The organism is Serratia sp. BNK-4 (genome assembly GCF_048685115.1).
Taxonomy (GTDB): Bacteria; Pseudomonadota; Gammaproteobacteria; order Enterobacterales; family Enterobacteriaceae; genus Serratia; species Serratia bockelmannii.
This window is the reverse complement of record NZ_JBLQTM010000001.1, coordinates 1,745,734-1,772,543: the sequence shown is the minus strand read 5'-3', so window position 1 is coordinate 1,772,543 and position 26,810 is coordinate 1,745,734. Positions and strand designations below refer to the sequence as shown.

The following is a 26,810-nucleotide window of genomic DNA, read 5'->3' as shown; positions in this document are numbered from 1 at the left end:
AATTTTAGCCATCGCTTTCCACCGGCAGCGCGTTGAACACCTGCGCCAGCGTGGCGATAAAGCGCACGATCTCATCCGGCGTATAGGCCGAGAAGCCGAGCACCAACGCCCCGCGCTGCGGTGTGCCGGTGTAGAAGTCCGCCAGGCCGTACAGCCGTATCCCCCTTTCGGCGGCCGCCACTACCAGCCGCCGCTCCGTCGCCGCATCCGCCAACGGGCAAACCAGCTGCAGCCCGCCCTGCGGCAGCGCCGGACGCGTCCAGGCAGCAAGGTGACGATGCACCGCGTCGTACAGCACGTCCAGCCGCGCTTTGTACAGCGTGCGCATATTGCGCAGATGCTCAGCGTAGCCGCCCTCGTGCAGGAAGTGGAACAGCGTCATCTGCGCCAGCGCCGACGTGTAGCCGTCCTGAAACTGCCTGGCGGCGACCAATGGCCGCACCAACTGAGGCGGCGCGATCATGAAACCGATGCGCAGCCCCGGAAACAGCGTCTTGCTGAAGGTGCCGATGTACAGCGTACGCCCGCCGCTGTCCAGTCCCTGCAGCGCCGCCTTGGTTTGCCGGTCGTAGTTGAACTCGGCGTCGTAGTCGTCTTCGATGATCCAGGCCCGGCAGCGCTGCGCCCACTGCAACAGCGCCAGCCGCCGCTCGAGGCTCAGCGAATACCCCAGCGGGTAATGATGGGACGGCGTGATGTAAACGCCCCGCCCGCCGCCCGAAGCCTGCATCAACTGCCCGACGTCCAGCCCTTGTTCATCGATGCCGATCGGCCGCGCCTGCAGCCCCGCCGACTGCACCAGTTTTTTTGCCCCCTGGTAACCCGGCTCTTCGACGAATACCGCATCGCCGGGATCGAACAGCACCTGCGTACACAGCGCCAACGCCTGCTGAGAGCTGGTGACCACGATCACCTGTTCCGCCGTCGCCTTGACGCCCCGCTCCCGCTGCAGATAGTGCGCGATCTCCGCGCGCAGCTCCGGCAGCCCTTGCGGATCGGCATACCCCAATAATCGCTCGCCGTGCCGCCGCAGCGCCTGCTTTTCCTGCTGCAGCCATTGCTCGATGGGGAACGCCCGCAGGTCCGCCAGCGAAGGCGTCAGCGAAGCCTGGCGGCAGGTGTGCGGCGTATGGCTGACCGCCAGCAGCGCCCGGCCGCGATCGCTCAGCTCGCGCTCCGCCAGCCGCGCCTCTTGCCCCGTCGCCGTCGTCAGCAGTTCACGGCCGAGCAGCGTGTCACTACGATAACGCACAAAGCTGCCGCGCCCCACCGTTCGGCTGATGAACCCCTCAGCCTCCAGCCGCGCGTAGGTCTGTTCCACCGTGTCGCGCGCCACCGTCAGCCGGGCAGCCAACGCACGGCTCGGCGGCAGCTTCGCCCGCCAGGGCAGTTCTCCGGCGGCAATCAGTTGCAACAGAGCCTGATGCAGCGCCGAGCGCCGGGTCAGGCCTTGTTGCCGCTGCTGCGCGAAGGCGGCCAGGATTGCCGCGTCATCCGCGTAGGGTGGGTGATCACTCATGGGCAGTCTGTTTCTCCGAGCTTAAGGCGATTGCACACTACTCTACCCCATTTCCCCTCTTGGCGGCGGCAGTTGCGCTGCCCGGCGAAATCCCCTTAAATAAGCCATCGCAATGCGGCTACAGGATTTCCGTCGGCTATGAGCAAGGAGACCAACCAGCGTCTGCTGGACAAACTGCAGCAGGATCTGGCCAGCGCGGGCGCGATGCCGCTGTATTTGTGCTTCAACGCCTCGGTGCGCCAGGCTATCGATCAAGGATTGCTGAATGCGGGGGATTTTTTGCCCAGCGAGCGCCTGTTCACCGAACGGCTCGGCATCTCGCGCATCACGGTACGCAAAGCGTTGGCCTGCCTCGAGCAGGACGGCCTCATCGGCCGTTCACGCGGTTACGGCACCTTTATCCAACTGCAACGGCCCGAACCGAAGCTGTTCTATTCTTTGGCAGACGTCAAAGGATTCTCGAGCGAGGTGTTACAGCAGGGGCGCCGGCCAGATACGCAATGGATCAGCCGCGAGCGGGTACCCGCCAGCGCTGAACTGGCGGAAAAGCTGCAGCTGGCGGCCGGAACGCCGATCTACACACTCAAACGCATTCACTTGATCGATCGGCGGCCGATGTCGGTGGCGGTGTCCTACGTGGTGGTGGCGGCGATTGCCAACGTCGACGAGATCGGCATCTCGCTGTACGACTACTTCCGGCGCAATAACGTCGAAATGGGATCGCTGCGCAGCCAGGTCAGCGCGGCGATGGCCGACGACGACATCCGCCGGGCGCTGCAATTATCAGAACCGATGCCGCTGCTGATCGTGCGTCAAACGCTGTTCGACCACAGCAAGAAGCCGATCGAATACAGCGAAAGCTTCTGCCGCAGCGACATGTACGAGTTTACCAGCGAAAGCTGATCCGTTATGCCTCGCCCTGCCGGCGGCGGCGAAAGCGCACGAACGCCTGAACGTAAGCCTCGATATCCAGCGGATTCATCCGTTTTAACTCCGCCAGCAACCCGGCTTCGATCGCTTCAGCGCCATGCAGCGCGCCGCAAATCGCAGTGGCCATCGCACCGATGGTGTCGGTATCGCCGCCCAGGTTGGCGCACAGCACGGCGCACCGGGTAGGGTCGGTTTGCGCCAGCTGCACCATCGCCAGCGCCGCCGGCACCGACTCGATGGTGCTGACCCCGGCGCCGATCAGTTGATACACCCGCTCGGAGGCCTGCTCGGGATCGCTGGCTTCATCCACCACCTGAAACGCCAGCTCGATACGCGCCGCCAACGAGGGGCTGAACGTCGTCTCCTGACGGCGCTGGGCATACTCCGCCACGCCCGGCAGCGCCAGGCGAATCGAGGCCCAGTCCGCGCCCTCCACCGCCCGCGCAACCGCCCAAGCGATCGCGACGGCCCCGGCGACGGCGATGTCAGATTTGTGCGTCGGGCTGGAGGCCAGCCACACCTGCTGACAGAACTCCTCCAGCGGCGCAGACGGCAGCACGCAGCCCAAAGGCGAAATGCGCATCGCCGCACCGTTGGTGATGCCGTTGTTTTCCAACTCGGCGATCGGCGTTCCCGCTTTCTGCTCGCTCAGCGCCAGTTTGGAACTGGGGCCGAGAATGTTCTTGTTGAAGGCGTCAAAACTGTCCACCCAGCGGATCACATTGCGGGCGATCAACTCTGGCACCACCTCGCCTTTCGCTTCCCGCAGCGCATCGGCCAGCGCTAACGCCATCGCGGTATCGTCGGTATATTGCCCGGCCTTGAAGTAGCAGGCGGCCGAGTTCTCCGCCGGCCCATCAAGGAAACCGTCTATCCAACCGAAATGGCGCTTAACCCGCTCGCGCGGCCACAGCTCGGAAGGCATGCCGAGCGCGTCGCCCAGCATCTGTCCGTAAAGTGCGCCCGCTATGCGTTCTGCCTGGGTTAACTGCTTCATCCGTCGCTCCTGAGAAAATATGCCGATACCTCGATAATACCTTATTAGTACCTTTAAAGCTTATCAAGCGCCCCGGTTCACATTTTGCTTTCGCGACAATGCCTGGCGCGTTTAAGTTGCGTTTAACGTTGCCCCGTCGCTGTTTATCCGACGTTTATCAGAAGTTGTCGATAATGTCGGCGAACAAATTGATAACGCTTATTTTAATACATTGCTTCGGTTCTCTTGCGAGCCGGGCGGGTTATACCTACCATAGCCTCAGCACTTTTTGTCAAAATGGTTCAGGTGGCCGCGTTATCCCCTGACACGCCGCAGAGCGTGTTCCCTTTTATCGCGTGGGTGACAGGACGTTCACCCGCACAGTCACAGGAGTTCGCCATGCGAGTACTGGTTGTTGAAGATAATGGTTTGCTGCGCCACCACCTTTCCGTTCAGATGCGCGAGATGGGCCATCAGGTCGACGCGGCCGAAGACGCCAAGGAAGCCGATTATTTCCTGCAGGAACACGCGCCGGATATTGCCATCGTCGATCTCGGCCTGCCGGGCGAAGACGGCCTGAGCCTGATCCGCCGTTGGCGCGCGCACCAGACCAAACTGCCGATCCTGGTGCTGACCGCCCGCGAAAGCTGGCAGGACAAAGTGGCGGTGCTGGAAGCCGGCGCCGACGACTATGTCACCAAGCCGTTCCACCTGGAAGAAGTGATCGCCCGCATGCAGGCGCTGATGCGCCGCAACAGCGGCCTGGCTTCGCAGGTGATCGTGCTGCCCCCGTTCCAGATCGATCTGTCGCGCCGCGAACTGAGCGTCAACGATCGGCAGATCAAGCTGACCGCTTTTGAATACACCATCATCGAGACCCTGATCCGCAACGCCGGCAAGGTGGTGAGCAAGGATTCGTTGATGCTGCAGCTCTACCCGGACGCCGAACTGCGCGAAAGCCACACCATCGACGTGCTGATGGGACGTTTGCGTAAAAAGGTGCAGGCGGAATACCCGCATGAAGTGATCACCACGGTACGTGGCCAGGGTTATCGTTTTGACGCGAAGTGAACATGATGTTCAACAAGAATAAAAAACCGTTTTCGCTGCGCGCCCGCTTCCTGATGGCGACCGCCGGGGTGATCCTGGCGCTGTCGCTCTCTTACGGTTTGGTGGCGGTCGTCGGCTACATCGTCAGCTTCGACAAGACCGCCTTCCGCCTGCTGCGCGGCGAGAGCAACCTGTTCTTCAGCCTGGCGCAGTGGAAAGACAACAAGCTCACCATCGCCATCCCCCCCGATATCGATCTCAACTTCCCGACGCTGGTCTTTATCTACGACGATAAGGGCAACCTGCTCTGGAGCCAGCGCAAAGTGCCGGAGCTGGAGAAGCTGATCAACAAGGAATGGCTGGAAGAGTCCGGCTTCTACGAAATTGACACCGATACCCGCATCAGTAGCGAAGTGCTGGGGGATAACCCCAAGGCACAGGATCAGCTGAAGAATTATGACGATACCGATCAGAACGCGCTGACGCACTCGGTGGCGGTCAACACCTATGCCGCCACGGCGCGGCTGCCGGCGTTGACCATCGTGGTGGTCGACAGCATTCCGCAGGAGCTGCAGCGCTCAGACGTGGTGTGGGAGTGGTTCAGCTACGTGCTGCTGGCCAACCTGCTGCTGGTGGTGCCGCTGCTGTGGCTGGCGGCCTACTGGAGCCTACGGCCAATCAAGGCGCTGGTCAATCAGGTGGGCGAACTGGAGAACGGCGAACGCGATCAGTTGGATGAGAACCCGCCCAGCGAACTGCGCGGCCTGGTGCGCAATCTGAACATTCTGGTGCGCAACGAGCGCCAGCGCTACACCAAATATCGCACCACCCTGTCGGATCTGACCCACAGCCTGAAAACACCGCTGGCGGTGCTGCAAAGCACCCTGCGCTCGCTGCGCAGCGGCAAGCAGACCACCATCGAAGAAGCCGAGCCGATCATGCTGGATCAGATCGGGCGCATCTCTCAGCAAATCGGTTACTACCTGCACCGGGCCAGCATCAACTCCGGCCAGACGGTGCTGACGCGCGAGATCCACTCGGTGCCGGCGCTGCTCGACAGCCTGGTGGTGGCGCTGAACAAGGTTTACCAGCGCAAAGGGGTGGTGATCACGCTGGATATCTCGCCGGAAGTGACCTTTATGGGCGAGAAGAACGACTTTATGGAAGTGATGGGCAACGTGTTGGAAAACGCCTGCAAATACTGCCTGGAGTTCGTGGAAATCACCTCGCTGCACTCAGAGAAAAATCTCACCATCGTCATCGACGACGACGGCCCGGGCATCCCGGAAAGCAAGCGCCAGCTGATCTTCCAGCGCGGCCAGCGGGTGGATACCCTGCGCCCCGGCCAGGGCCTTGGCCTGTCGGTGGCGGCGGAGATCATCGAGCAATACGACGGCGAAATCGTCATCAGCGACAGTCCGCTCGGCGGCGCGCGCATGCAGGTCACCTTCGCCCGCCAGCACGACACCCACCACAACGAGTAAATTATGCCGCTGCGGCCCCGATCCACGGGGCCAAACTTCCGTTATAATCGCACTCAGGCTCACTCCTCTATCCTGGAATAGAACATGGATTATCAATTAGATCTGGACTGGAACGATTTTTTGCAACGCTATTGGCAAAAGCGTCCGGTGATTCTGAAGCGCGGCTTCAAAAACTTTATCGATCCGATCTCCCCGGATGAGCTGGCCGGGCTGGCGATGGAAAACGAAGTGGACAGCCGCCTGGTCAGCCACCAGGACGGCCGTTGGCAGGTTGCGCACGGCCCCTTCGAGAGCTTCGATCACCTGAGCGAAAACAACTGGTCGCTGCTGGTGCAGGCGGTGGACCACTGGCATGAGCCTTCCGCCGCGCTGATGCGCCCGTTCCGCCAGTTGCCGGACTGGCGGATGGATGACCTGATGATCTCCTTCTCGGTGCCGGGTGGCGGCGTCGGCCCGCACCTCGATCAGTACGACGTGTTCATCATTCAGGGCACTGGCCGCCGCCGCTGGCGCGTCGGGGAAAAAACGCCGCTGAAACAGCACTGCCCGCACCCGGATCTGCTGCAGGTCGAACCGTTCGACGCCATCATCGACGAAGAGATGGAGCCGGGCGACATTCTCTACATTCCGCCGGGCTTCCCGCATGAAGGCTACGCGCTGGAAAACGCGCTCAATTACTCGGTGGGCTTCCGCGCGCCGAACGGCCGCGAGCTAGTGAGCGGCTTCGCCGATTACGTGCTGGCGCGCGAGCTGGGCAGCAAACGCTACGGCGATCCGGACGTTAAACTGCGCGAACACCCGGCGGAGATCCTGCCGCAGGAAGTGGACGCCTTACGGCAGATGATGCTGGATCTGGTGCAACAGCCGGAACACTTCCAGCACTGGTTCGGCGAGTTCATCTCCCAGTCGCGCCACGAGCTGGATCTGGCGCCGCCGGAGCCGCCGTATCAGGCCGGGGAAATCTACGAACTGCTGCAACAGGGTGAAGCGCTGCAGCGCCTGGGCGGGTTGCGCGTGCTGCGGGTCGGCGATCGCTGCTTCGTCAACGGCGAACTGATCGACACCGACCAGCTGCAGGCCGCAGATGCCCTGTGCCAGCACTTCAGCGTCGACGCCGCCCTGCTCGGCGACGCGGTGGACGACCCGTCATTCCTGGCGCTGCTGACCGCGCTGGTCAACAGCGGCTATTGGTACTTTAACGACTGATTGCGAGTACGCGAACAAGCCGCCCTATCGGGTGGCTTTTTTTATGCCTGCCGCGCCTGCGCGCGAAAGCCGGCCAGCGCTTCATTCGCCATGCCCGCCTGCTCCGCCGCCGCGCAAATCTGCCGCCAGGTATTGGCGTCTATCGGTATGCCCTGCTCCAGCCGCGCCGCGCGGTTGGCCTCTTCCCATTCTCCCGGCACCGCGATCGGCTGTTCGCCGCTCGGCGGCGACGCCTTCACCCAGCCGATAAACGCTTCGGCCTCGGCCTGCATTTGCGGGGCGTCGAAGGCCTGAGGATCGAGGATCAGGGTCGTCATGCAGTTGAAGATGGCGTCGCTGTCGGCTTTCAGCGTGGCGTCGTGGGTGGTGCGGCCGCCGGAGAGCGCGCCGCCGAGGATCTCGCACATCGCCGCCAGCGCATAACCTTTGTGCAAGCCGAACGGCAGCAGCGACCCGAACGGCGCTTCATGCATCACTTTCGGTTCGGTAGTCGACTGCCCGTGTTCGTCGATCAGATAGCCCGGCGCCACCGACAAGCCTTTGTTATAGGCCACCCGAGTCTTGCCGAAGGCGATGCCGCTGGTGGCGAAATCCAACAGCAGCGGCGTGCGGCCCGGCCGCGGGAAAATGGCGCAGAACGGGTTGGTGCCGAAGCGGCGATCGCTGCCGCCGAACGGCGCCACCATCGGATCGCCCACCACGTTGACGAAGTGAATCGAGATAAAACCGGCGCGGGCGCACTGCTCCGCCCAATGGCCGATGCGGCCGATATGGTGCGCATTATGCAACGCCACCGCTGCCAGGCCCAGCTTGCCGGCGCGTTCAATGCCCAGCGCCATCGCTTCGCTGGCCACCACCTGGCCGAAGCCGCGCGCGCCGTCGAGCGTCAGCACCGCGCCAGCGTCGCGCACCACTTCGGCGTGCTGATTGAGCTGTAATTGCCCCTGCGCCAACGACGCCATGTAGCTGGGGATCATGCCGACGCCGTGCGAATCGTGCCCGGCCAGATTGGCCTGCACCAGATGATCGGCCACCAGCTCGGCTTCGCGCGCCGTACTGCCGGCCTGGCGCCAAATCGCCTGAACGAACTGCGCCAAATGCGGGCTGGCGATACGGTATTCGGTGCTCATCATGCGGTCCTTATGCGTGGGGAATGTACCTCCACACTATGAGCAACGCCTTGTTGCGGCAAGCGATTATGCCGATCGCAAGCGTCCCGTTTACCGCGCCCGCTCGGCGGCCAGCGCCGCGATGCGCATGATCACCGCCACCGCTTGCTCCATACCTTCCAGCGTCACGAACTCGTGCTTGCCGTGGTAGTTGTAGCCACCGGTGAACAGGTTCGGGCACGGCAGGCCGCGAAACGACAGCTGCGCGCCGTCGGTGCCGCCGCGGATTGGTTTCATCACCGGTTCGATGTCGCAGTCGCGCATCGCCTGCTGCGCCAGCGCAATCACGTGCGGGTGCTCCGCCACCTGTTCGCGCATGTTGTAATAGCTGTCTTCGATGCTCACTTCGATATAGCAATCGCGGGGCAGGCCTTTGCCGACCTCGCGAGCGATGTCCACCATCTTGCGCTTACGCGCCTCAAACCCCTCACGCTCGAAGTCGCGCAGGATATAGTGCATTTCGGCGCGCTCCACGCTGCCCTTGATGCTGCTGAGGTGATAAAAGCCCTGGTAGCCTTCGGTGGTCTCCGGCGCTTCGTCCGCCGGCAGTGCCTGATGAATGCGGGTCGCCAGCGACAGCGCGTTGACCATCACGCCCTTGGCGCTGCCGGGGTGCACGCTGTTACCGAGGATTTTGATCGTCACCGAGGCGGCGTTGAAGTTCTCGCACTCCAACTCGCCGACGCCGCCGCCGTCCACGGTGTAAGCCCATTCGGCATTGAAGGCCGCCACGTCGAACAGCTGCGCCCCTTTGCCCACCTCCTCGTCCGGGGTGAAGGCCACGCGGATGTCGCCGTGCGGGATTTTGCGCGCGCGCAGGCGCACCATGGCGGTGAGGATCTCGGCGATGCCGGCCTTGTCGTCGGCGCCCAGCAGCGTTTTGCCATCGGTGGTGATCAGCGTCTGCCCCAGCATCTGGTGCAGGATCGGGAACATCACCGGCGACAGCACTTCATCACCGATGCCGAGCGCAATGTCGCCGCCGCGATAGTTCTCGACGATCTGCGGATTGACGTGTTTGCCGCTGAAATCCGGCGAAGTATCCAGATGGGCGATAAAACCGACCGCCGGCACCGGCCAGGCGACGTTACCCGGCCAGGTGCCCATCACGCAGCCGTGTTCGCTGAGCGACACCCGCTCGAAGCCGAGCGCGATCATTTCCTGCTGCAACGCACGCGCCAGCTTCAACTGCCCGTCGGTGCTCGGCACATGCTTTACGTTCGCTTTGGACTGGGTGTCGAAAGAGACGTAGTTGAAAAAGCGGTCAAGTAATTTGTCCATGGTAGCGGCCCCTCAGAATATCGCGTTTCATTATGCGGAACCGATCAGGATCAAATATTGCGTCAGGTCATTTTTAACCAGAATTCGCCAATATCATTAATCTTTGTGATGATTTCTGAGAGGAATAATGCTGTCATCACAGGGTCATTTGTCGCTATCATGATGAAAAACGCGGCATCTGGGCCGGATCGGCTTTCAATTCCGGCATTCAGCGTCTATCATGCGCGCTCGAAAAATTTCCATTGGCGTAACTGGTTTGAGCTTCATTTGATCAGCGGGCATCCCGCAAGCTCCGGCAGTCTTTTCCAGTTGCGGTTCTATCTGCATTAGCCCACGGGATAGAGTAATACGATAAATGACTGAGACATCCTCTCCGACTCCCCTTGTTGAACTGCATGCCCTGAGCAAAGCGTTCGATGGCAAAACCATCATTGCCGATCTGGATCTGACGATTAATCACGGCGAATTCCTCACCATTCTCGGCCCCTCCGGCTGTGGCAAAACCACGGTGCTGCGCCTGATCGCCGGTCTGGAAGACGCCGATCGGGGCCGCATCGCGCTCGACGGCCAGGACATCACCGCCATTCCGGCCGAACATCGCCACGTCAACACCGTGTTTCAGAGCTACGCTCTGTTTCCGCACATGTCAGTGTTCGACAACGTCGCCTTCGGCCTGCGCATGCAAAAGGTGCCAGCGGCGGAACTGACGCCGCGCGTCGAAGAGGCGCTGCGCATGGTGCAGCTGGATACGTTCGCCAAGCGCCGGCCGGGCCAGCTCTCCGGTGGCCAACAGCAGCGCGTGGCCATCGCCCGCGCGGTGGTCAACAAGCCGAAAGTGCTGCTGCTGGACGAATCGCTGTCGGCGCTGGACTACAAGCTGCGCAAGCAGATGCAGAACGAGCTGAAGGCGCTGCAGCGCAAGCTGGGCATCACCTTCGTGTTCGTCACCCACGATCAGGAAGAAGCGCTGACCATGTCGGACCGCATCGTGGTGATGCGCGAAGGCCGCATCGAGCAGGACGGCACGCCGCGTGAGATCTACGAAGAGCCGAAGAATCTGTTCGTCGCCAGCTTCATCGGCGAGATTAACATCTTCGACGCGGTGGTTTTGGAACGCCTCGATTCACAGCGGGTGCGCGCCAACGTCGAAGGCCGCGAGTGCGACATCTATGCCGATCTGCCGGTGGAGCCGGGCCAAAAGCTGAAGGTGCTGCTGCGCCCGGAAGATCTGCGGGTGGAAGAAGTGAACGACAGCGCGCAGCACGACGGGCTGATCGGTTACGTGCGTGAGCGCAACTACAAAGGCATGACGCTGGAGTCGGTGGTCGAGCTGGAGAACGGCAAAACGGTGATGGTCAGCGAGTTCTTCAACGAAGACGATCCGGACGTCGATCACTCGCTCAACCAGAAGATGGCGGTGACCTGGGTCGAAAGCTGGGAGGTGGTGCTGGCCGATGAAGAAATCGCGTAAAGTCTTCCAGAATGTGGTGATCGTCGGCGTCGTCGCCTGGCTGCTGTTGTTCGTGTTCATGCCGAACCTGATGATCATCGGCACCAGCTTCCTGACCCGCGACGACGCCAATCTGGTGCAGATGGTGTTCACGCTGGATAACTACCGGCGCTTGTTCGACCCGTTGTACGCCCAGGTGCTGCTGCACTCGCTGAACATGGCGCTGATCGCCACCCTGTGCTGCCTGGTGATCGGCTATCCGTTCGCCTTTATCCTGGCGCGCTTGCCGCAGAAGGTGCGGCCGCTGCTGCTGTTTCTGCTGATCGTGCCCTTCTGGACCAACTCGCTGATCCGCATCTACGGCCTGAAGCTGTTTCTCAGCACCCGCGGCTATCTCAACGACGCGCTGCTGTGGATCGGCGTCATCGACAAGCCGCTGCGCATCATGTACACCTCGGAAGCGGTGATCCTCGGCCTGGTGTATATTCTGCTGCCGTTTATGGTGATGCCGCTCTACTCCAGCATCGAAAAGCTCGATAAATCCTGCCTGGAGGCGGCGCGCGATCTCGGCGCCAGCAAGCTGCAGACCTTTATCCGCATCATCGTGCCGCTGACCATGCCGGGCATTATCGCCGGCTGCCTGCTGGTGGTGCTGCCGGCGATGGGGCTGTTCTTCGTCGCCGATCTGATGGGCGGCGCCAAGAATCTATTGATCGGCAACGTGATTAAAAGCCAGTTCCTCAATATCCGCGACTGGCCGTTCGGCGCGGCCACCAGCATCTGCCTGACGCTGGTGATGGGGCTGTTGCTGCTGGTCTATTACCGGGCCGCCCGCCTGCTGAACAAGAAGGAGGATCTGGCATGATCGGACGTCTGCTACGCGGCGGCTTTATGACGCTGGTATACGCCTATCTGTATATCCCGATCGTCATCCTGATCGTCAACTCCTTCAACGCTTCGCGCTTTGGCATCAACTGGCAAGGATTCACCACCAAGTGGTACGCCACGCTGCTGAATAACGACAGCCTGCTGCAGGCCGCGGGGCACTCGCTGACCATGGCGGTGCTTTCCGCTACCTTCGCCACCCTGATCGGCTCGCTGACCGCGGTGGCGCTGTACCGCTACCGCTTCCGCGGCAAGCCGTTCGTCGGCGGCATGCTGTTCGTGGTGATGATGTCGCCGGACATCGTAATGGCCATCTCGCTGCTGGTGCTGTTCATGCTGCTGGGCATTTCGCTCGGCTTCTGGTCGCTGCTGTTCTCGCACATCACCTTCTGCCTGCCGTTCGTGGTAGTGACCGTCTACGCGCGCCTGAAAGGCTTCGACGTGAAGATGCTGGAAGCCGCGCGCGATCTCGGCGCAAGCGAGTTCACCATCCTGCGCAAAATCATCCTGCCGCTGGCGATGCCGGCGGTGGCGGCAGGTTGGCTGCTGAGCTTTACCCTGTCGATGGACGACGTGGTCGTCTCCTCCTTTGTCACCGGGCCGAGCTACGAGATTTTGCCGCTGAAGATCTACTCGATGGTGAAAGTCGGCGTCTCACCGGAGGTCAACGCGCTGGCCACCATTTTGCTGCTGCTGTCGCTGACGCTGGTGATCGCCAGCCAGTGGGTGATGCGCGATCGCTCGCCCAAGGCAGAATAATCCTTCCCGCCGGGCGCTGCCGCGCCCGGTTGTGATCCCCTTCACAACCGGCACCGGTTGTCACTCAGTGACCATCGGTGCCTATTTCCGCCCCGCCGATTGCAGCGGCGAAAACTTCCCCCTATAACTGAATCCAGGCAAGGTGCCTTATTTTTCTCGCTTTCAGGGAGTTTATTCAGCAACGTCGTCATCCATTAAAATATAAAAAGGAACTGCCATGAAAGGTATTATCGATAATATCTTAAACAAGCTGCAGCTTTTCTCCAAAGCCATGATGGGGCCGATATTTTTCCTGCCGGTAATCGGTCTGATTCTGGCGCTCAGTTCTATTCTTACCAATGCCACATTAATCAATGAACATTCCGCCGTCTTCTCTATCGGTAAAATGATCGGCGATACCTTCTGGCCGTTATTCGGCAATCTCGGGCTGATTTTCTGTATCGGTATTACCTACGGCCTGGCCAAAGACAAGAAAAGCGAAGCGGCGCTGGTCGCGGTGATGTGCTTTATCATGTTCCTCGGCGCCAATTCGTCTTATCTGCAATTCAGCGGCCACGTCGCGGCCAAGATCAACGGTGAGTATTACGGCACCGGGCAAACGGAACTGCTGGGATTTACCGTGGTAGATATGGGCATTTTCCTCGGTCTTATCCTCGGCGTCACGATTGCCTGGGTGCATAACCGCCTGTGCAACGTCGAACTCAACGGCGTGTTCTCGGTCTACGGCGGCGCCAAGCTGGTGCTGATTGCCATGACGCCGATCATCATGCTGTACGCCGTCGCCTTCAGCTACCTGTGGCCGGCTATCTCACAGGGCCTGATCGCGCTTACCGGCTTTATGAAAAGCGCCGGCTCGCTCGGGGTATTCGTCTACGGCTTCTTCGAGAAATTTCTGATCCCCACCGGGCTGCACCACTTTATCTGGTCGCCGTTCCAGCTCACCAGTATCGGCGGTTCGATCGTACAAGACGGCCAGACCGTCTCCGGCTCGCAGGCGATTTTCCTGGCCTACATGCGCGACCCAAGCATCTCGCCGCTGATGAACGAGGCGCTGCGTTTCTCGCAGCAAGGGATGGTGACCATCTTCGGCCTGTCGGGCGCGGCATTGGCTTTCTATCACACCGCCAAACCGGAAAAGAAAATGCTGGCCAAGGCGATTCTGATCCCGGCCATAACCACCTCGATCCTGGTCGGCATCACCGAGCCGATAGAGTTCACCTTCCTGTTTATCTCTCCGCTGTTGTGGGTGATCCACGCCGTGTTGACCGCGCTCTCGCAGGTAGCCTGCAACCTGTTCCAGGTGCGCCCCTGGGGCGCCAGCGGGCTGGTCGAGTTCCTGGCCTACAACCTGCCGCTGCCGGTCTCTCTCACCCGCTGGCCGCTGTATGTGGTCATCGGGCTGGTGCAGTTTGCGGTGTATTACCTGGTGTTCAAAACGCTGGTGCTGAAGCTCAATCTGAAAACGCCGGGCCGTGAAGATGATCAGGACGTCAAACTCTATTCCAAACAGGATTACCGGAACCGTAAAAATACCCCGGACGAGCCAAGCGGCATCATTATTCGCGCGCTGGGTGGCAAGGAAAACATTATTTCCGTCGATAACTGCTTTACCCGGCTGCGGGTGGAATTAAAGGATATGGCGCGGGTGGATGAGGCCGCGTTGAAAAGTACCGGCGCCAAAGGCGTGGTGAAGAATCGCCGTGAAGTGCAGGTGATTTACGGCGTCACGGTCGGCAAGGTCAAAAATCAGGTAGAGAAATATTTAGCGGCACTCTGACGCTTTATTAATGGGAGATATCGAATGAAATTAACCGTTCTCGGCGGCGGCGGCGTGCGTTCCCCGTTCCTCGCCAAATCCATCGCCTATAACGCCCATCGCATCGGCATTACCGAAGTGGTGTTTATGGATACCGATGAGCGCCATCTGGCGATCTACGGCGCCCTCGCGCAGGGCGTATTCCAGCGCATTCGCGGCGACATTGCTTTCAGCCTCAGCAGCGATCCGCGCCAGGCGCTGCAAGACGCCGATTACATCATCACCACCCTGCGCATCGGCGGCGAGGAAGGCCGCATCCATGACGAGCGCATCGCGCTCAATCACCAGTTGCTCGGGCAAGAAACCACCGGCGCCGGCGGCTTCGCCATGGCGATGCGTTCAATTCCGGCGATCCTCGACTATTGCCGCCTGATCGAGCAGGTTTCCTCGCCGGACGCGGTCCTGTTCAACTTCACCAATCCTTCCGGCATGGTGACCGAGGCGATCATCAAATCCGGCTTCCAGCGCCGGGTCTACGGCATCTGCGACGCCCCCAGCGAGTTTATCCGCGAACTGGCCGAGCTGCTGGACTGCCGCGAAGACCAACTGAGCGTCGACTGCTTCGGCCTCAACCATCTTTCCTGGTTCCGCAATGCGCGCGTCAACGGCGAGCCGGTCACGGAACAGTTGCTGGCGGATCCGCGCCTGTATCGCGATACCTGCATGAAATACTTCTCGCCGGAGCTGGTGGCGCTGTCGGACAATTTGATGCTCAACGAGTATCTCTACTATTACTACTACCGTGAGCAGGCGATCGCCGCCATCGTCGCGGGCGGCGAGACCCGCGGCGAACAAATCGCGGCGATCAACCGCCAAATGCTGTCAGAGTTAGGCGAGCTGGACATCCCCCACCAGTTGGAACACGCCTTCTCTGTCTACTTCAGCCATTATCTGCAGCGCGAAAACTCCTACATGCAGCGCGAGTCCAACCAGGGCAAGGTGAAAAAACGTGAGATGCTGACGCTGCAACAGTTTATCGAGCAGCCGGACAGCGGCGGCTATGCCGGGGTGGCGATCGACATTCTGGAGGCGGTCAACAGCGGCCGGCAAAAACGCGTGGTGGTATCGATGCAAAACCGCGACTCGCTCGATTTTCTGCACCCGGAAGACGTGATCGAAATCAGCTGCGAATTGAGCAGCGCCGGCATTCAGCCGGTCAAAATGCGCGATATTCCCGACACCCAGAAAAACCTGATTTCGCAGGTGAAAGAGTACGAACGGCTGGCGGTGGCGGCGATCCTGACCGGCAACCGCCAACTGGCCATCAAGGCGCTGATGGTGCACCCGCTGGTCAACTCCTACTCGCTGGCGAAAACGCTAGTGGAGGAGTACCTGCTGGCCCACCGTCAGTATGTCAGGCACTGGCGCTAAACGGTGCGATGCGGCCGTCAGCGGCCGCGTCGTTCAAACCAGGCGGTGATCACATTCTCGAATCCCAACAGACAGTGGCCGAAAAATGGGTTGGGGTAGTAGATATCGTGATCGTATTTTTGCCGATCCTCAAACAGAAAGGTCATATCGGCCTGCTGCGCCAGCGGGCTGTCGCCGTCGCCGCAGAAGGCCGCCAGCAGAATGTGATTACGCTTCACCGCCTCGCTCCAGCTCAGCGCCGAGCCGCTGTTGCCCGACTTTGAAATCACGATCACCATGTCGAAGCGAAAGCGCGTCTCGCGGTCAAGAATGTCGAAATCCGGCCACAGCGACAGGTAACTGTCTACGCCCAGCGTCATAAACTTGTTGTACATATACTGCGCCACCAGCTGTGAAAAACCGCTGCCGTGGATCAGGATCTTGCCGCTGTCGAGCAGATCGAGAAACTGCGCCTGCTGGGCCGGCGGTGCCGCCGACGTAGGGCGTTCCACCTGGTAGGCCGGCGCCATCGTCAGGTTGAACTTGATGAAATAGACCAGTTCGAGATAGCCGCGAAAGCCCAGCTTTTTAGCCAGCCGCACCAGCGTCGAGGGGGAACTGTAGCAGCGTGCGGACACCGCGCGGATGCCGTCGTCGATGCAGGCGTCCGGGTTGTCGAGAATGCAGTGCAAAATCGTCAGATCCGTCTTGCTGAGCTCCGCCTGGCTGAAGACCTGTTTGAAATTCATCGCCGCCCTCGTTTATTCGCCAAAATTATTGTTTCGCACGCGCTTCACCGCCTGTCCAGCGCGAGACACACAAATTGTGATGCGCTTTAAGCCGCCGAACCCCTTGATTTGCCAACGGGATAACCGCCTTTACCCACCCCGCCCCGGCCCCTATAATGGCCCCTTTCTGGGGTATGGCGCGGCCGAAAACGGCAGCCCATACGGGTTCGGCTCACTACTGCTGAAGGATACGCTGCATGAAAAAGTGGTCACATCTGCTCGCAGCCGGGATGATGGCGCTGAGTTTCTGCTCTGCAAACGCCTCTGACGGCAAGACACTGTACTTCTATAACTGGACTGAATACGTCCCGCCGGGGCTGCTGGAGCAGTTCACCAAGGAAACCGGCATCAAGGTGATCTATTCCACCTATGAATCCAACGAAAGCATGTACGCCAAGCTGAAAACCTACAAAGACGGCACGTACGATCTGGTGGTGCCTTCCACTTACTTCATCGCCAAGATGAGCAAGGAAGGCATGCTGCAAAAAATCGACAAGAGCAAGCTCAGCCACTTCAAGGATCTCGATCCCACCCTGCTGAACAAGCCGTTCGATCCCAACAACGACTATTCCATTCCTTACATCTGGGGCGCTACTGCCATCGGCGTTAACAGCGACGCGCAAGATCCCTCTACCGTTACCGCCTGGGCCGATCTGTGGCAACCGCAGTACAAGGGCCGCCTGCTGTTGACTGACGACGCACGCGAAGTGTTCCAAATGGCGCTGCTCAAGCTGGGCTATTCCGGTAACACCACCGATCCGAAGGAGATCGAAGCTGCCTACCACGAACTGCAAAAATTGATGCCAAACGTGCTGGCCTTCAACTCCGACAACCCGGGCAACCCGTTTATGGAAGGGGAAGTCAACGTCGGCATGGTGTGGAACGGTTCGGCCTTTGTGGCGCGCCAGGCCGGCACGCCGCTGGAGATCGTCTGGCCGAAGGAAGGCGGGATCTTCTGGATGGACAGCCTGGCCATTCCGGCCAACGCGCGCAACGTCGAAGGGGCGCTGAAGCTGATCGACTTCCTGCTGCGGCCGGAAATCGCGGTGCAGGTGGCGGAGACCATCGGTTACCCGACGCCGAACCTGGCGGCGAAGAAGCTGCTGTCGCCGGAGATCGCCAACGACCCGTCACTCTATCCGGATAAGGCGGTGATTGAGCACGGCGAGTGGCAAAACGACGTCGGCGACGCCAGCACGCTGTACGAAAGCTACTTCCAAAAGTTGAAAGCCGGGCGCTAATACGCCCCGCCATCCCATCAGGGCGCGCAGTGCGCCCTGATGCCTTTCTCAGGGCCTGTCGGCCCGCGCCACCTTGCCCACCAGAAACTTGTGCACAAAACGCGGCACCACTTCACTGGCCAGACCGTAGTGTTTCTCGTCAAACTGGCTTTCCACCTGACTCGGCTCCAGGTTCAGCTCCATCGCATAGGCGCCGCCCAGCCGCGCCTCATGCACGAACCCGGCCGCCGGATAGACGTGGCCGGAAGTGCCGATGGCGACGAAGAAATCGGCCTTGCTCAGCGCCTGGTAGATGTCGTCCATGCCCAGCGGCATCTCGCCGAACCACACCACGTGCGGCCGCAGCGGCGCCGGGAACTGGCAGCAATGGCAACGATCGTCGACGCTGAGATCGCCGGGCCATTCGAACACCTGCCCCGACTGGGTGCAGCGCACCTTCAGCAATTCGCCGTGCATATGCAACACCCGCTTGCTGCCGGCGCGCTCATGCAGGTTATCGATGTTTTGCGTGACCAGCAGGAAGTTGTCTCCCAGCCACTCTTCCAGATCCGCCAGCGCGCGGTGCGCGGCGTTCGGGACGATCTCCTCCGTCTGCAGCTGACGGCGGCGTTCGTTGTAAAACGCCTGCACCAGCGCCGGATCGCGCTGGAAACCTTCCGGCGTGGCGACGTCCTCCACCCGGTGCTCTTCCCACAGCCCATCCGCGGCGCGGAAGGTGCGAATGCCCGACTCGGCCGAAATGCCGGCCCCGGTCAACACCACCACAAACGGCTTTTTCAGCTCTGCCGCCGCCATGGTGTCACGGTGAAAAATACGTGAACGAAAGCGCTGATGCAGCACATGCTTACTCTTGCGAAACTGACACAGCCGATGGCGAGTGTGCATTAACTCTCTCCTTACTTTTCCCTGTTTACCCTTCTTACTGGACGTTGCGGCGTTGTTGGCTGCATATATTCACGCCTGGCCGCAACGCCCATTACGTTGGGCGAGCCAAATTGAGAAACGCTGCGCCGCGCACGCCGCCGGCGTCGCCATAGCGCGCTTTCTCGATGCGCGGTAGCCGGGCCACCCGCAGCAGGTGAGCCGGCAGCCGCTGCGGCAACGCCTGATAAATGGCGTCGAAGTTCGACAACCCGCCACCGATCACCACCAGATGCGGATCCAGCACCGTCAGCAGGTTGCCCAGGCAGATCGCCAGCACGTCCATAAAGCGGTCGACGTGGGCCATCGCCTGCGGCTCACCCGCCTGATAATGCGCAATGATCTCGGTGGCAGGCAAGCGCCGGCCATAGAAATGGGCGTACATCCATTCGAAACCGCGGCCCGATATGTAATTTTCGATGCAACCCTGATGGCCGCACCCGCAGGCAACGCGAGGCACATCACGCCCCAGCACCTCGAGCGCGTCCACCGGCAGGCGCAAATGGCCGAACTCGCCGGCGATATAGTTGCGCCCAGGCACCGTCTTGCCGTCGACGATCAGGCCGCCGCCTACGCCGGTGCCGAGGATGATGCCCAGCACCGTCGGGTAGCGGCGGAACTCGTCGTCCCAGGCTTCCGACAGCGTAAAGCAGTTGGCGTCGTTATCGACCCGCACCTCGCGCCCGATCAGCGCCGCCAGATCGCGCGGCAGCGGACGCCCCATCGCCGCCGGCACGTTGGCGGTAAACAGCGTGCCGTCATCGTCGTTGGGCAGGCCCGGAATACCGATGCCGACGCTGCCGCGCCGGCCGCAAAACGCATCCGCCTCCAGGGTCAGATCGCACAGCGTGGCCAGCAGTTGCCGATAATCGTCGCGCGGCGTCGGCACCCGCTTTTGCCAAATGCGCCGCAGGTTGTCGTCGAACACCCCCAGCTCAATCTTGGTGCCGCCCATATCGAAACCGTAGTACATAACCCATCCCCAGGCTAAAAAAACGGGGCGGCATCGCTGCCTCCCCGTGGGTTTTATTGTCCGCTCAGCACCCGCGCCGGATCGATGCGGCTGGCGCGCCTCGCCGGATACCAACTGGCCAGCAGGCTCAGCACGATGGCGGTCGCCAGCACGATCAGCACATCCAGCCAGTGCAGCTCGGAAGGCAGGAAGTCGATGAAGTAGATATCGCCCGACAGGAAGGAATGGCCGACCAGTTTCTCGATGCCCCGGATGATGTTGGTCAGCTGCAGCGAGGCGATCACCCCGATCACCACGCCGCTCAGGCTGCCCAGCAGCCCGGCCAGCAGCCCGTACCAGATGAAGATGGCGCGGATAAAACCGTCTTTGGCGCCCAGGGTGCGCAGCACCGCGATATCGGCGCTTTTGTCTTTCACCGCCATCACCAGCGTGGAGACAATATTGAAGCAGGCTACGCCGATCACCAGCACCATCGCCAGGTACATGATGGCGCGGATCATCTGGATGTCGCGATACATATAGCCGTACTTGCCGATCCAGCTTTTGATGTAGATATAAGAATTGGTCACTTCGCCGGCGTCGCGCACCAATTTGTTGGCGGCGAACACGTCGTTCATCTTGAGCGCGATACCCGTGACGCTGTCACCCATGTCGAGATACTGCTGCGCATCGGCCAGCGGCACCAGCGCCAGGCTGTGATCGAGCTGGCCGCTGAGCTGCAAAATGCCGGTCACATGCAGGCGAATGCGCTTCGGCTGCAGCAGCTTCATTTCCGGGTCGCTGTTGGGGATCATCACCGTGACATAGGCGCCCTGCTTGACGCCCAGCGCGTCGGCCACGCCCTTGCCGAGGATCACCTGCTGCTCGCCGGGCTTGAAGTTGGCCCAGGCGTCGCCCTGCACATACTGCGGCAGCGCGCTCAGCCGGCTCTCCTGCTGCGGATCAACGCCTTTGACTTCCACCGCGCGCAGCTGCGCGCCGTTTTCCATCAGGCCGGTAAAGTTGATGTACGGTGCGGCGGCCACAATGCCCGGCACCTTTTCCACCCGTTGCAGAATCGACGGCCAGCCGCTGAACGGCTGATTGACCGGTTCGAGTTCGCCATGCGGCACCACCGCCAGAATGCGGTTCTTCAGCTCGCGCTCAAAGCCGTTCATCGCGCTCAGGCCGACGATCAGCACCGCCACCCCCAACGCAATGCCGATGGTGGAGATAACCGAGATCAGCGACACCATGCCGCCGCGTTTACGGCCGCGGCTGAAACGCAGGGCCGTCAGGAAGGACAGTGAGGCTCCCGCCATTACTCGGCCCCCATCAGGGTCAGCTGCGCCTGCAGGTGGCCGTCGGCCATTTCCAGCTGGCGGCTCAGACGCTTGGCCAGTTGCAGATCGTGCGTCACCACCAGGAACGCGGTGCCCTGACGCACATTCAGCTCGCCCAGCAGATCGAAGATGCTGTCCGCGGTGCGTTTATCCAGGTTACCGGTCGGTTCGTCCGCCAGCACCAGCGCCGGGTTGTTGACCAGCGCGCGGGCGATCGCTACGCGCTGACGCTCGCCGCCGGAAAGCTCGGACGGACGGTGTTTGCTGCGCTTTTCCAGCCCGACCGCCGCCAGCATCTCCCGCGCTTTCTCCTGCGCCTGCGCCGGTTTGGCGCCGCCGATCAGCAGCGGCATGGCGGCGTTTTCCAGCGCGGTGAAGTCCGGCAACAGGTGGTGGAACTGATAGATGAAGCCCAACTGGCGGTTGCGCAGCTCAGCCTTGGCCGCCGAAGACATGGCGTTCAGCGATTCGCCCTTGAAAATCACCTCGCCGGAGGTCGGTGAGTCCAACCCGCCCAGCAGGTGCAACAGGGTGCTCTTGCCGGAACCCGAGCTGCCGACGATCGCCATCATTTCGCCCTGCTGCATAGCAAAGCTGACGTTGCGCAGCACGTCGGTGTGCAGGTTGCCTTCCTGATAGGTCTTGCACAGGTTGTCACACTGCAACAAAAGATGGTTACTCATAACGTAAAGCCTCAGCGGGTTGTACGGCGGCAGCGCGCCATGAAGGATAAAGCGTGGACAATAGGGAAACCGCCATCGCCACCACGGCGATGATCGTCACCTGCAGCGGATCGACCGCCACCGGCAGCGAAGCGCCGTCGATCAAGGCGCCGAGGATCGGCATCAGGTTATTCAGGTTGGTGGCCAGCAGCACGCCGAGCAGCGTGCCGAGCAGCGAACCGATGATGCCGGCGCTGGCGCCCTGCACCATGAATACCGACATGATCTGGCGGCGGGTCAGCCCCTGGGTCTGCAGAATGGCAACCTCGCCCTGCTTCTCCATCACCAGCAGGCCGAGCGACGTAATGATGTTAAACGCCGCCACCGCCACGATCAGGCTGAGCAGCAGCCCCATCATGTTCTTCTCCATGCGCACCGCCTGGAACAGCTCGCCCTTGCGATCGCGCCAGTCTTTCCAGACGGTGCCCGCCGGCAGCGCCTGTTGGCTGAGGGTATCGACCGTCAGCGGCTGTTGCAGGAACAGGCGCCAGCCGGTGATGTTGCCGGCCGGGTAACGCATCAGGCGCGAGGCATCCTGTTGGTTGACCAACAGCTGATAGCCGTCCACCTCGCTATTGGCATGGAAGGTGCCGATGAGGGTGAACAGGCGCTGGCTGGGGATGCGGCCCATCGGTGTGAACTGGCTGGCGCTCGGCACCATCACGCGCAGCGAATCGCCGCGCTTGACGCCCAGTTGCCCCGCCAGCTGTTCGCCGATGATGATGTTGTATTGGCCCGGCTGCAGCTGTTGCTGCTTGACGTTGACCAGATAGGGGGTTAGCGGATCGGCCTCGTCGGGATTGACGCCAAGCATCACCCCAACCGCCACGCTGCGGGCGCTTTGCAGCACCACGTCACCGGTGGTCAGCGGCGCAACGCGCGTGACGCCCTGCAGCTTCTGCACCTCGGAGGCCGGCAGCTGCTGCGGGTTGACCGATCCCTGTGGACTGGTGACCAACGCCTGCGGCATCAGGCCGAGGATGTTGTTCTCCAGATCCTTTTCGAAACCGTTCATCACCGACAGCACGGTGACCAACGCCATCACCCCCAGCGTAATGCCGATGGTGGAAAGCCAGGAAACAAACCGCCCGAAGCGGTCTGAGGCTCGCCCGCGCATGTAGCGCAGGCCAATGAATAACGCGACAGGTTGATACATGAAATCCGTTTGATAGCCGTGGCTTAAGCAAAGTGATCATGGATAATAAAGGCTCTCCCTCGTTTAGGGAACACCCGACGGCCTTTTATTGCGTGGCGGCGAAGAGGGAGACGGCGGCAGCTTCGCGCGTTATTTATCCTCAGCCGCAAAAAACAGACGGTATTAACCGGTTAAATAACCGGCAGAAAATTGATGAGCAGCGCTTTTTGCTGTGTCAGTTTGCCGGCCGCTGGGCTACTATAAACAGCATAAAGGCGCTGGGTTATCCGTGCCGGGACGCCATCCAACACATTGATTAAAGATACCTGAATGAGCACTTCCGATAGCCGTAACCGTTCTTCATCCCCTCGTTATTCTCTGCCCGATCGCGCGGGCGATCTGCGCCAACTGGGGCAACTGACCGGCGCGGCCTGTGCCGTGGAATGCGCCGAGATCGTAGAACGCCACCCTGGCCCGGTGATGCTGATCGCGCCGGATATGCAAAACGCCCTGCGGCTGCGCGACGAGATCCAGCAGTTCACTGACCAGATGGTGACCACGCTGTCCGACTGGGAAACCCTGCCGTACGACAGCTTCTCGCCGCACCAGGAAATCATCTCAGATCGTTTGTCGAGCCTGTATCACCTGCCGACCATGGCGCGTGGTGTGATCATTCTGCCGGTCAACACCCTGATGCAGCGCGTCTGCCCGCACGAATTCCTGCACGGCCACGCGCTGGTGATGAAGAAAGGCCAGCGCCTGTCGCGCGACAAGCTGCGCGCGCAGTTGGAACAGGCCGGCTACCGCAGCGTCGATCAGGTGATGGAGCACGGCGAATTCGCCACCCGCGGCGCGCTGCTCGATCTTTACCCGATGGGCAGCGATGAGCCTTATCGCATCGACTTTTTCGATGACGAAATCGACAGTCTGCGTATCTTCGACGTCGATACCCAGCGTACGCTGAGCGAAGTCGAGGCCATCAATCTGTTGCCGGCCCACGAGTTCCCCACCGACAAGAACGCCATCGAGCTGTTCCGCAGCCAGTGGCGCGAGCAGTTTGAGGTGCGTCGCGATGCCGAACACATCTATCAGCAGGTCAGCAAAAGCGCCTGGCCCGCCGGTATCGAATACTGGCAGCCGCTGTTCTTCAGCCAGCCGCTGCCGTCGCTGTTCAGCTACCTGCCAGGCAATACGCTGATCGTCAACATCGGCGATCTGGAGGGCGCCGCCGAGCGCTTCTGGCAGGACGTCAACCAGCGTTACGAAAGCCGCCGCGTCGATCCGATGCGCCCGCTGCTGGCGCCGGATACGCTGTGGCTGCGCGTCGACGCACTGTTCGGCGAGCTGAAGGCCTGGCCGCGCATCGCGCTGAAAACCGATGAGCTGCCGGCCAAGGCCGGCAATACCAATCTGGACTACCATACCCTGCCCGATCTGGCGGTGCAGGCGCAGCATAAATCCCCGCTGGATAATCTGCGGCGCTTTATCGAAGGCTTCGACGGCAGCGTGATTTTCTCCGTCGAGAGCGAGGGGCGGCGTGAAACGCTGCAGGATCTGCTCGGCCGCATCAAGCTGGCGCCGGCGCTGATTCAGCGCCTCGATCAGGCGGAAACGGCGGGCCGTTACATGATGGTCGGCGCCGCCGAACACGGCTTCCTCGACGGCCTGAGCCGGCGGGCGCTGATCTGCGAAAGCGATCTGCTCGGCGAGCGCGTCAGCCGCCGCCGGCAGGACAACCGGCGCACCATCAACACCGATACCCTGATCCGCAACCTGGCGGAGCTGCATCCCGGCCAGCCGGTGGTGCACCTGGAACACGGCGTCGGCCGCTACGTCGGCCTGACCACGCTGGAGGCCGGCGGCATCAAGGCCGAGTACCTGATCCTCTCCTACGCCGGTGAGGACAAGCTGTACGTGCCGGTGTCATCGCTGCATCTGATCAGCCGCTACGCCGGCGGCGCGGACGAAAACGCCCCGCTGCACAAACTGGGCGGCGACGCCTGGACGCGCGCGCGGCAGAAAGCCGCCGAGCGGGTGCGCGACGTGGCGGCCGAGCTGCTGGATATTTACGCCCAGCGCGCCGCCAAGGCCGGTTTCGCCTTCAAACACAACCGCGAGCAGTACCAGCTGTTCTGCCAGAGCTTCCCGTTCGAAACCACGCCGGATCAGGAACAGGCGATCAACGCGGTGCTGAGCGACATGTGCCAGCCGCTGGCGATGGACCGCCTGGTGTGCGGCGACGTCGGCTTCGGCAAAACCGAAGTGGCGATGCGCGCCGCCTTCCTGGCGGTGGAAAACGGCAAGCAGGTGGCGGTGCTGGTGCCGACGACGCTGCTGGCGCAGCAGCACTTCGACAACTTCCGCGATCGCTTCGCCACCTGGCCGATCCGCATCGAGATGATGTCGCGCTTCCGCAGCGCCAAAGAGCAGCAACAGGTGCTGGACGACGCGGCCGAAGGCAAAGTGGACATCATCATCGGCACCCACAAACTGCTGCAGAGCGATCTGCGCTGGAAGGATTTGGGGCTGCTGATCGTCGATGAAGAGCACCGTTTTGGCGTGCGCCACAAGGAGCGCATCAAGGCGATGCGCGCCGATGTCGATATCCTGACGCTGACCGCCACGCCAATCCCGCGGACGCTGAACATGGCGATGAGCGGCATGCGCGATCTGTCGATCATCGCCACTCCGCCGGCGCGCCGCTTGGCGGTGAAGACCTTCGTGCGCGAATACGACAGCCTGGTGGTGCGCGAGGCGATCCTGCGCGAAGTGCTGCGCGGCGGCCAGGTTTACTACCTTTACAACGACGTGGAAAACATCGAGAAAGCGGCGCAGCGCCTGGCTGAGCTGGTGCCTGAAGCGCGCATCGCCATCGGCCACGGCCAGATGCGTGAACGCGATCTGGAGCGGGTGATGAACGATTTCCACCACCAGCGCTTCAACGTGCTGGTGTGCACCACCATCATCGAAACCGGCATCGATATCCCCAGCGCCAACACCATCATCATCGAGCGGGCCGATCGCTTCGGCCTGGCGCAGCTGCATCAATTGCGCGGCCGCGTCGGGCGGTCGCACCACCAGGCTTACGCCTATCTGCTGACGCCAAACCCGAAAGCCATGGGCACCGACGCCCATAAACGGCTCGAGGCCATCGCGTCGCTGGAAGATCTCGGCGCCGGGTTCGCGCTGGCAACCCACGATCTGGAGATCCGCGGCGCCGGTGAACTGCTGGGTGAAGACCAGAGCGGCCAAATGACCACCGTCGGTTTCTCGCTCTATATGGAACTGCTGGAAAGCGCCGTCGACGCGTTGAAAAACGGTCGCGAACCGTCGTTGGAAGATCTCACCAGCAGCCAGACGGAGGTAGAACTGCGCATGCCGACGCTGCTGCCGGAAGACTTCATTCCCGACGTCAATACCCGTCTGTCGCTGTATAAGCGTATCGCCAGCGCGAAGAACGACGGTGAGCTTGACGAGTTGAAGGTCGAACTGATCGACCGCTTCGGCCAACTGCCGGATGCGGCGCGCAACCTGTTGCAATGCGCGGCGCTGCGCCTGCATGCGCAGAGGCTGGGGATCAAACGCATCGAGAGCAACGAGCGCGGCGGCTTTATCGAGTTCGGCGACAACAACCGCGTTGACCCGGGTTATCTGATCGGCCTGTTGCAGGGCAATCCGCAGGTTTACCGCCTGGACGGCCCGAGTAAGCTGAAGTTCACGCTCGATCTGGCCGATCGCCAGAAACGCCTGACGTTCACCGAAGAGCTGCTGAACGCCTTCCGCGAACACACGCTGGCGGCCTAAGGCAACGCCCCCGTCGCTACAACGGGGGC

23 protein-coding genes are annotated in these 26,810 nt (G+C 61.4%); 13 read left to right on the top strand and 10 right to left on the bottom strand.

The genetic code is table 11. The annotated features are described in order from the left end of the window. Window positions 1-4 precede the first annotated feature (4 nt). Window positions 5-1,519 (bottom strand): PLP-dependent aminotransferase family protein, encoded by a 1,515-nt coding sequence (locus tag ACMGGW_RS08540; protein ID WP_043141493.1) that lies wholly within the window; start codon window positions 1,517-1,519, stop codon window positions 5-7. Window positions 1,520-1,657: 138 nt separating this feature from the next. Between ACMGGW_RS08540 and ACMGGW_RS08535 the strand changes: the two genes are divergently transcribed. Next, window positions 1,658-2,422 carry a GntR family transcriptional regulator gene (locus ACMGGW_RS08535; protein WP_197770056.1) on the top strand — a complete coding sequence of 255 codons (765 nt, stop codon included), beginning with the start codon at window positions 1,658-1,660 and terminating at the stop codon, window positions 2,420-2,422. 4 nt (window positions 2,423-2,426) lie between these two features. Here ACMGGW_RS08535 and ACMGGW_RS08530 read toward each other — a convergent pair whose 3' ends face one another. Next, entirely contained in the window at window positions 2,427-3,446 is a 1,020-nt protein-coding gene (locus tag ACMGGW_RS08530; RefSeq protein ID WP_025302514.1) for an ADP-ribosylglycohydrolase family protein, read from the bottom strand. 378 nt (window positions 3,447-3,824) lie between these two features. Between ACMGGW_RS08530 and phoP the strand changes: the two genes are divergently transcribed. From phoP to ACMGGW_RS08515, 3 genes are all read left to right on the top strand, one after another. Continuing rightward, window positions 3,825-4,496, top strand: coding sequence for a two-component system response regulator PhoP (phoP, locus tag ACMGGW_RS08525; protein ID WP_025302513.1), 672 nt, complete (start codon window positions 3,825-3,827; stop codon window positions 4,494-4,496). 5 nt (window positions 4,497-4,501) lie between these two features. Beyond that, complete coding sequence (gene phoQ, locus ACMGGW_RS08520) at window positions 4,502-5,959, top strand: two-component system sensor histidine kinase PhoQ (protein ID WP_025160271.1); 1,458 nt, start codon at window positions 4,502-4,504, stop codon at window positions 5,957-5,959. 84 nt (window positions 5,960-6,043) lie between these two features. Continuing rightward, window positions 6,044-7,165: a cupin domain-containing protein gene (locus ACMGGW_RS08515; protein ID WP_004941161.1), complete on the top strand. Its 1,122-nt coding sequence runs from the start codon at window positions 6,044-6,046 to the stop codon at window positions 7,163-7,165. Between the two features lie 41 nt (window positions 7,166-7,206). Here ACMGGW_RS08515 and ACMGGW_RS08510 read toward each other — a convergent pair whose 3' ends face one another. Beyond that, window positions 7,207-8,295, bottom strand: a complete 1,089-nt coding sequence (locus tag ACMGGW_RS08510) for a malate/lactate/ureidoglycolate dehydrogenase (protein WP_197832161.1) — start codon at window positions 8,293-8,295, stop codon at window positions 7,207-7,209. A 90-nt stretch (window positions 8,296-8,385) separates the two neighbouring features. Next, window positions 8,386-9,615 carry a peptidase T gene (gene pepT / locus ACMGGW_RS08505; RefSeq protein ID WP_004941154.1) on the bottom strand — a complete coding sequence of 410 codons (1,230 nt, stop codon included), beginning with the start codon at window positions 9,613-9,615 and terminating at the stop codon, window positions 8,386-8,388. Between the two features lie 57 nt (window positions 9,616-9,672). Here pepT and ACMGGW_RS08500 point away from each other — a divergent pair, with 57 nt between their 5' ends. The 6 genes from ACMGGW_RS08500 (at window position 9,673) to ACMGGW_RS08475 (ending at window position 15,896) form a co-directional block, all read left to right on the top strand. Then, window positions 9,673-9,945 (top strand): hypothetical protein, encoded by a 273-nt coding sequence (locus tag ACMGGW_RS08500; protein WP_141997848.1) that lies wholly within the window; start codon window positions 9,673-9,675, stop codon window positions 9,943-9,945. A 25-nt stretch (window positions 9,946-9,970) separates the two neighbouring features. Further along, on the top strand, window positions 9,971-11,086 hold the full coding sequence (gene potA, locus ACMGGW_RS08495; RefSeq protein ID WP_089195790.1) for a spermidine/putrescine ABC transporter ATP-binding protein PotA: 1,116 nt from the start codon (window positions 9,971-9,973) through the stop codon (window positions 11,084-11,086). Then, entirely contained in the window at window positions 11,070-11,930 is an 861-nt protein-coding gene (gene potB / locus ACMGGW_RS08490) for a spermidine/putrescine ABC transporter permease PotB (RefSeq protein ID WP_025302510.1), read from the top strand. The genes potA and potB overlap by 17 nt, the downstream gene beginning before the upstream one ends. After that, a complete protein-coding gene (potC, locus tag ACMGGW_RS08485; RefSeq protein WP_025302509.1) occupies window positions 11,927-12,709 on the top strand; it encodes a spermidine/putrescine ABC transporter permease PotC in 783 nt (260 codons plus the stop codon). Before potB ends, potC begins: the two co-directional genes overlap by 4 nt. A 217-nt stretch (window positions 12,710-12,926) precedes the next feature. Continuing rightward, window positions 12,927-14,486, top strand: a complete 1,560-nt coding sequence (locus ACMGGW_RS08480) for a PTS transporter subunit EIIC (RefSeq protein ID WP_025302508.1) — start codon at window positions 12,927-12,929, stop codon at window positions 14,484-14,486. Window positions 14,487-14,510: 24 nt separating this feature from the next. After that, window positions 14,511-15,896 (top strand): glycoside hydrolase, encoded by a 1,386-nt coding sequence (locus ACMGGW_RS08475; RefSeq protein WP_197819009.1) that lies wholly within the window; start codon window positions 14,511-14,513, stop codon window positions 15,894-15,896. A 17-nt stretch (window positions 15,897-15,913) separates the two neighbouring features. Here ACMGGW_RS08475 and ACMGGW_RS08470 read toward each other — a convergent pair whose 3' ends face one another. Next, window positions 15,914-16,624, bottom strand: coding sequence for a MurR/RpiR family transcriptional regulator (locus ACMGGW_RS08470; protein ID WP_025302506.1), 711 nt, complete (start codon window positions 16,622-16,624; stop codon window positions 15,914-15,916). A gap of 236 nt (window positions 16,625-16,860) precedes the next feature. On the opposite strand from ACMGGW_RS08470, the gene potD reads away from it, so the two are divergent. Beyond that, window positions 16,861-17,904 (top strand): spermidine/putrescine ABC transporter substrate-binding protein PotD, encoded by a 1,044-nt coding sequence (potD, locus tag ACMGGW_RS08465; protein WP_197832162.1) that lies wholly within the window; start codon window positions 16,861-16,863, stop codon window positions 17,902-17,904. A gap of 48 nt (window positions 17,905-17,952) precedes the next feature. Here potD and cobB read toward each other — a convergent pair whose 3' ends face one another. From cobB to lolC, 5 genes are all read right to left on the bottom strand, one after another. Continuing rightward, window positions 17,953-18,789: a Sir2 family NAD+-dependent deacetylase gene (gene cobB, locus ACMGGW_RS08460; protein WP_016928086.1), complete on the bottom strand. Its 837-nt coding sequence runs from the start codon at window positions 18,787-18,789 to the stop codon at window positions 17,953-17,955. Between the two features lie 91 nt (window positions 18,790-18,880). After that, on the bottom strand, window positions 18,881-19,798 hold the full coding sequence (gene nagK / locus ACMGGW_RS08455) for an N-acetylglucosamine kinase (protein WP_197832163.1): 918 nt from the start codon (window positions 19,796-19,798) through the stop codon (window positions 18,881-18,883). 53 nt (window positions 19,799-19,851) lie between these two features. Then, window positions 19,852-21,099: a lipoprotein-releasing ABC transporter permease subunit LolE gene (lolE, locus tag ACMGGW_RS08450; protein WP_025302503.1), complete on the bottom strand. Its 1,248-nt coding sequence runs from the start codon at window positions 21,097-21,099 to the stop codon at window positions 19,852-19,854. Continuing rightward, window positions 21,099-21,803: a lipoprotein-releasing ABC transporter ATP-binding protein LolD gene (gene lolD / locus ACMGGW_RS08445; RefSeq protein WP_004941120.1), complete on the bottom strand. Its 705-nt coding sequence runs from the start codon at window positions 21,801-21,803 to the stop codon at window positions 21,099-21,101. Before lolD ends, lolE begins: the two co-directional genes overlap by 1 nt. Beyond that, entirely contained in the window at window positions 21,796-22,998 is a 1,203-nt protein-coding gene (lolC, locus tag ACMGGW_RS08440; RefSeq protein WP_004941116.1) for a lipoprotein-releasing ABC transporter permease subunit LolC, read from the bottom strand. The genes lolD and lolC overlap by 8 nt, the downstream gene beginning before the upstream one ends. Before the next feature lie 38 nt (window positions 22,999-23,036). Between lolC and ACMGGW_RS08435 the strand changes: the two genes are divergently transcribed. Then, window positions 23,037-23,297 (top strand): hypothetical protein, encoded by a 261-nt coding sequence (locus tag ACMGGW_RS08435; RefSeq protein ID WP_016928090.1) that lies wholly within the window; start codon window positions 23,037-23,039, stop codon window positions 23,295-23,297. Between the two features lie 10 nt (window positions 23,298-23,307). After that, on the top strand, window positions 23,308-26,781 hold the full coding sequence (mfd, locus tag ACMGGW_RS08430; protein WP_197832164.1) for a transcription-repair coupling factor: 3,474 nt from the start codon (window positions 23,308-23,310) through the stop codon (window positions 26,779-26,781). Window positions 26,782-26,810 lie beyond the last annotated feature (29 nt).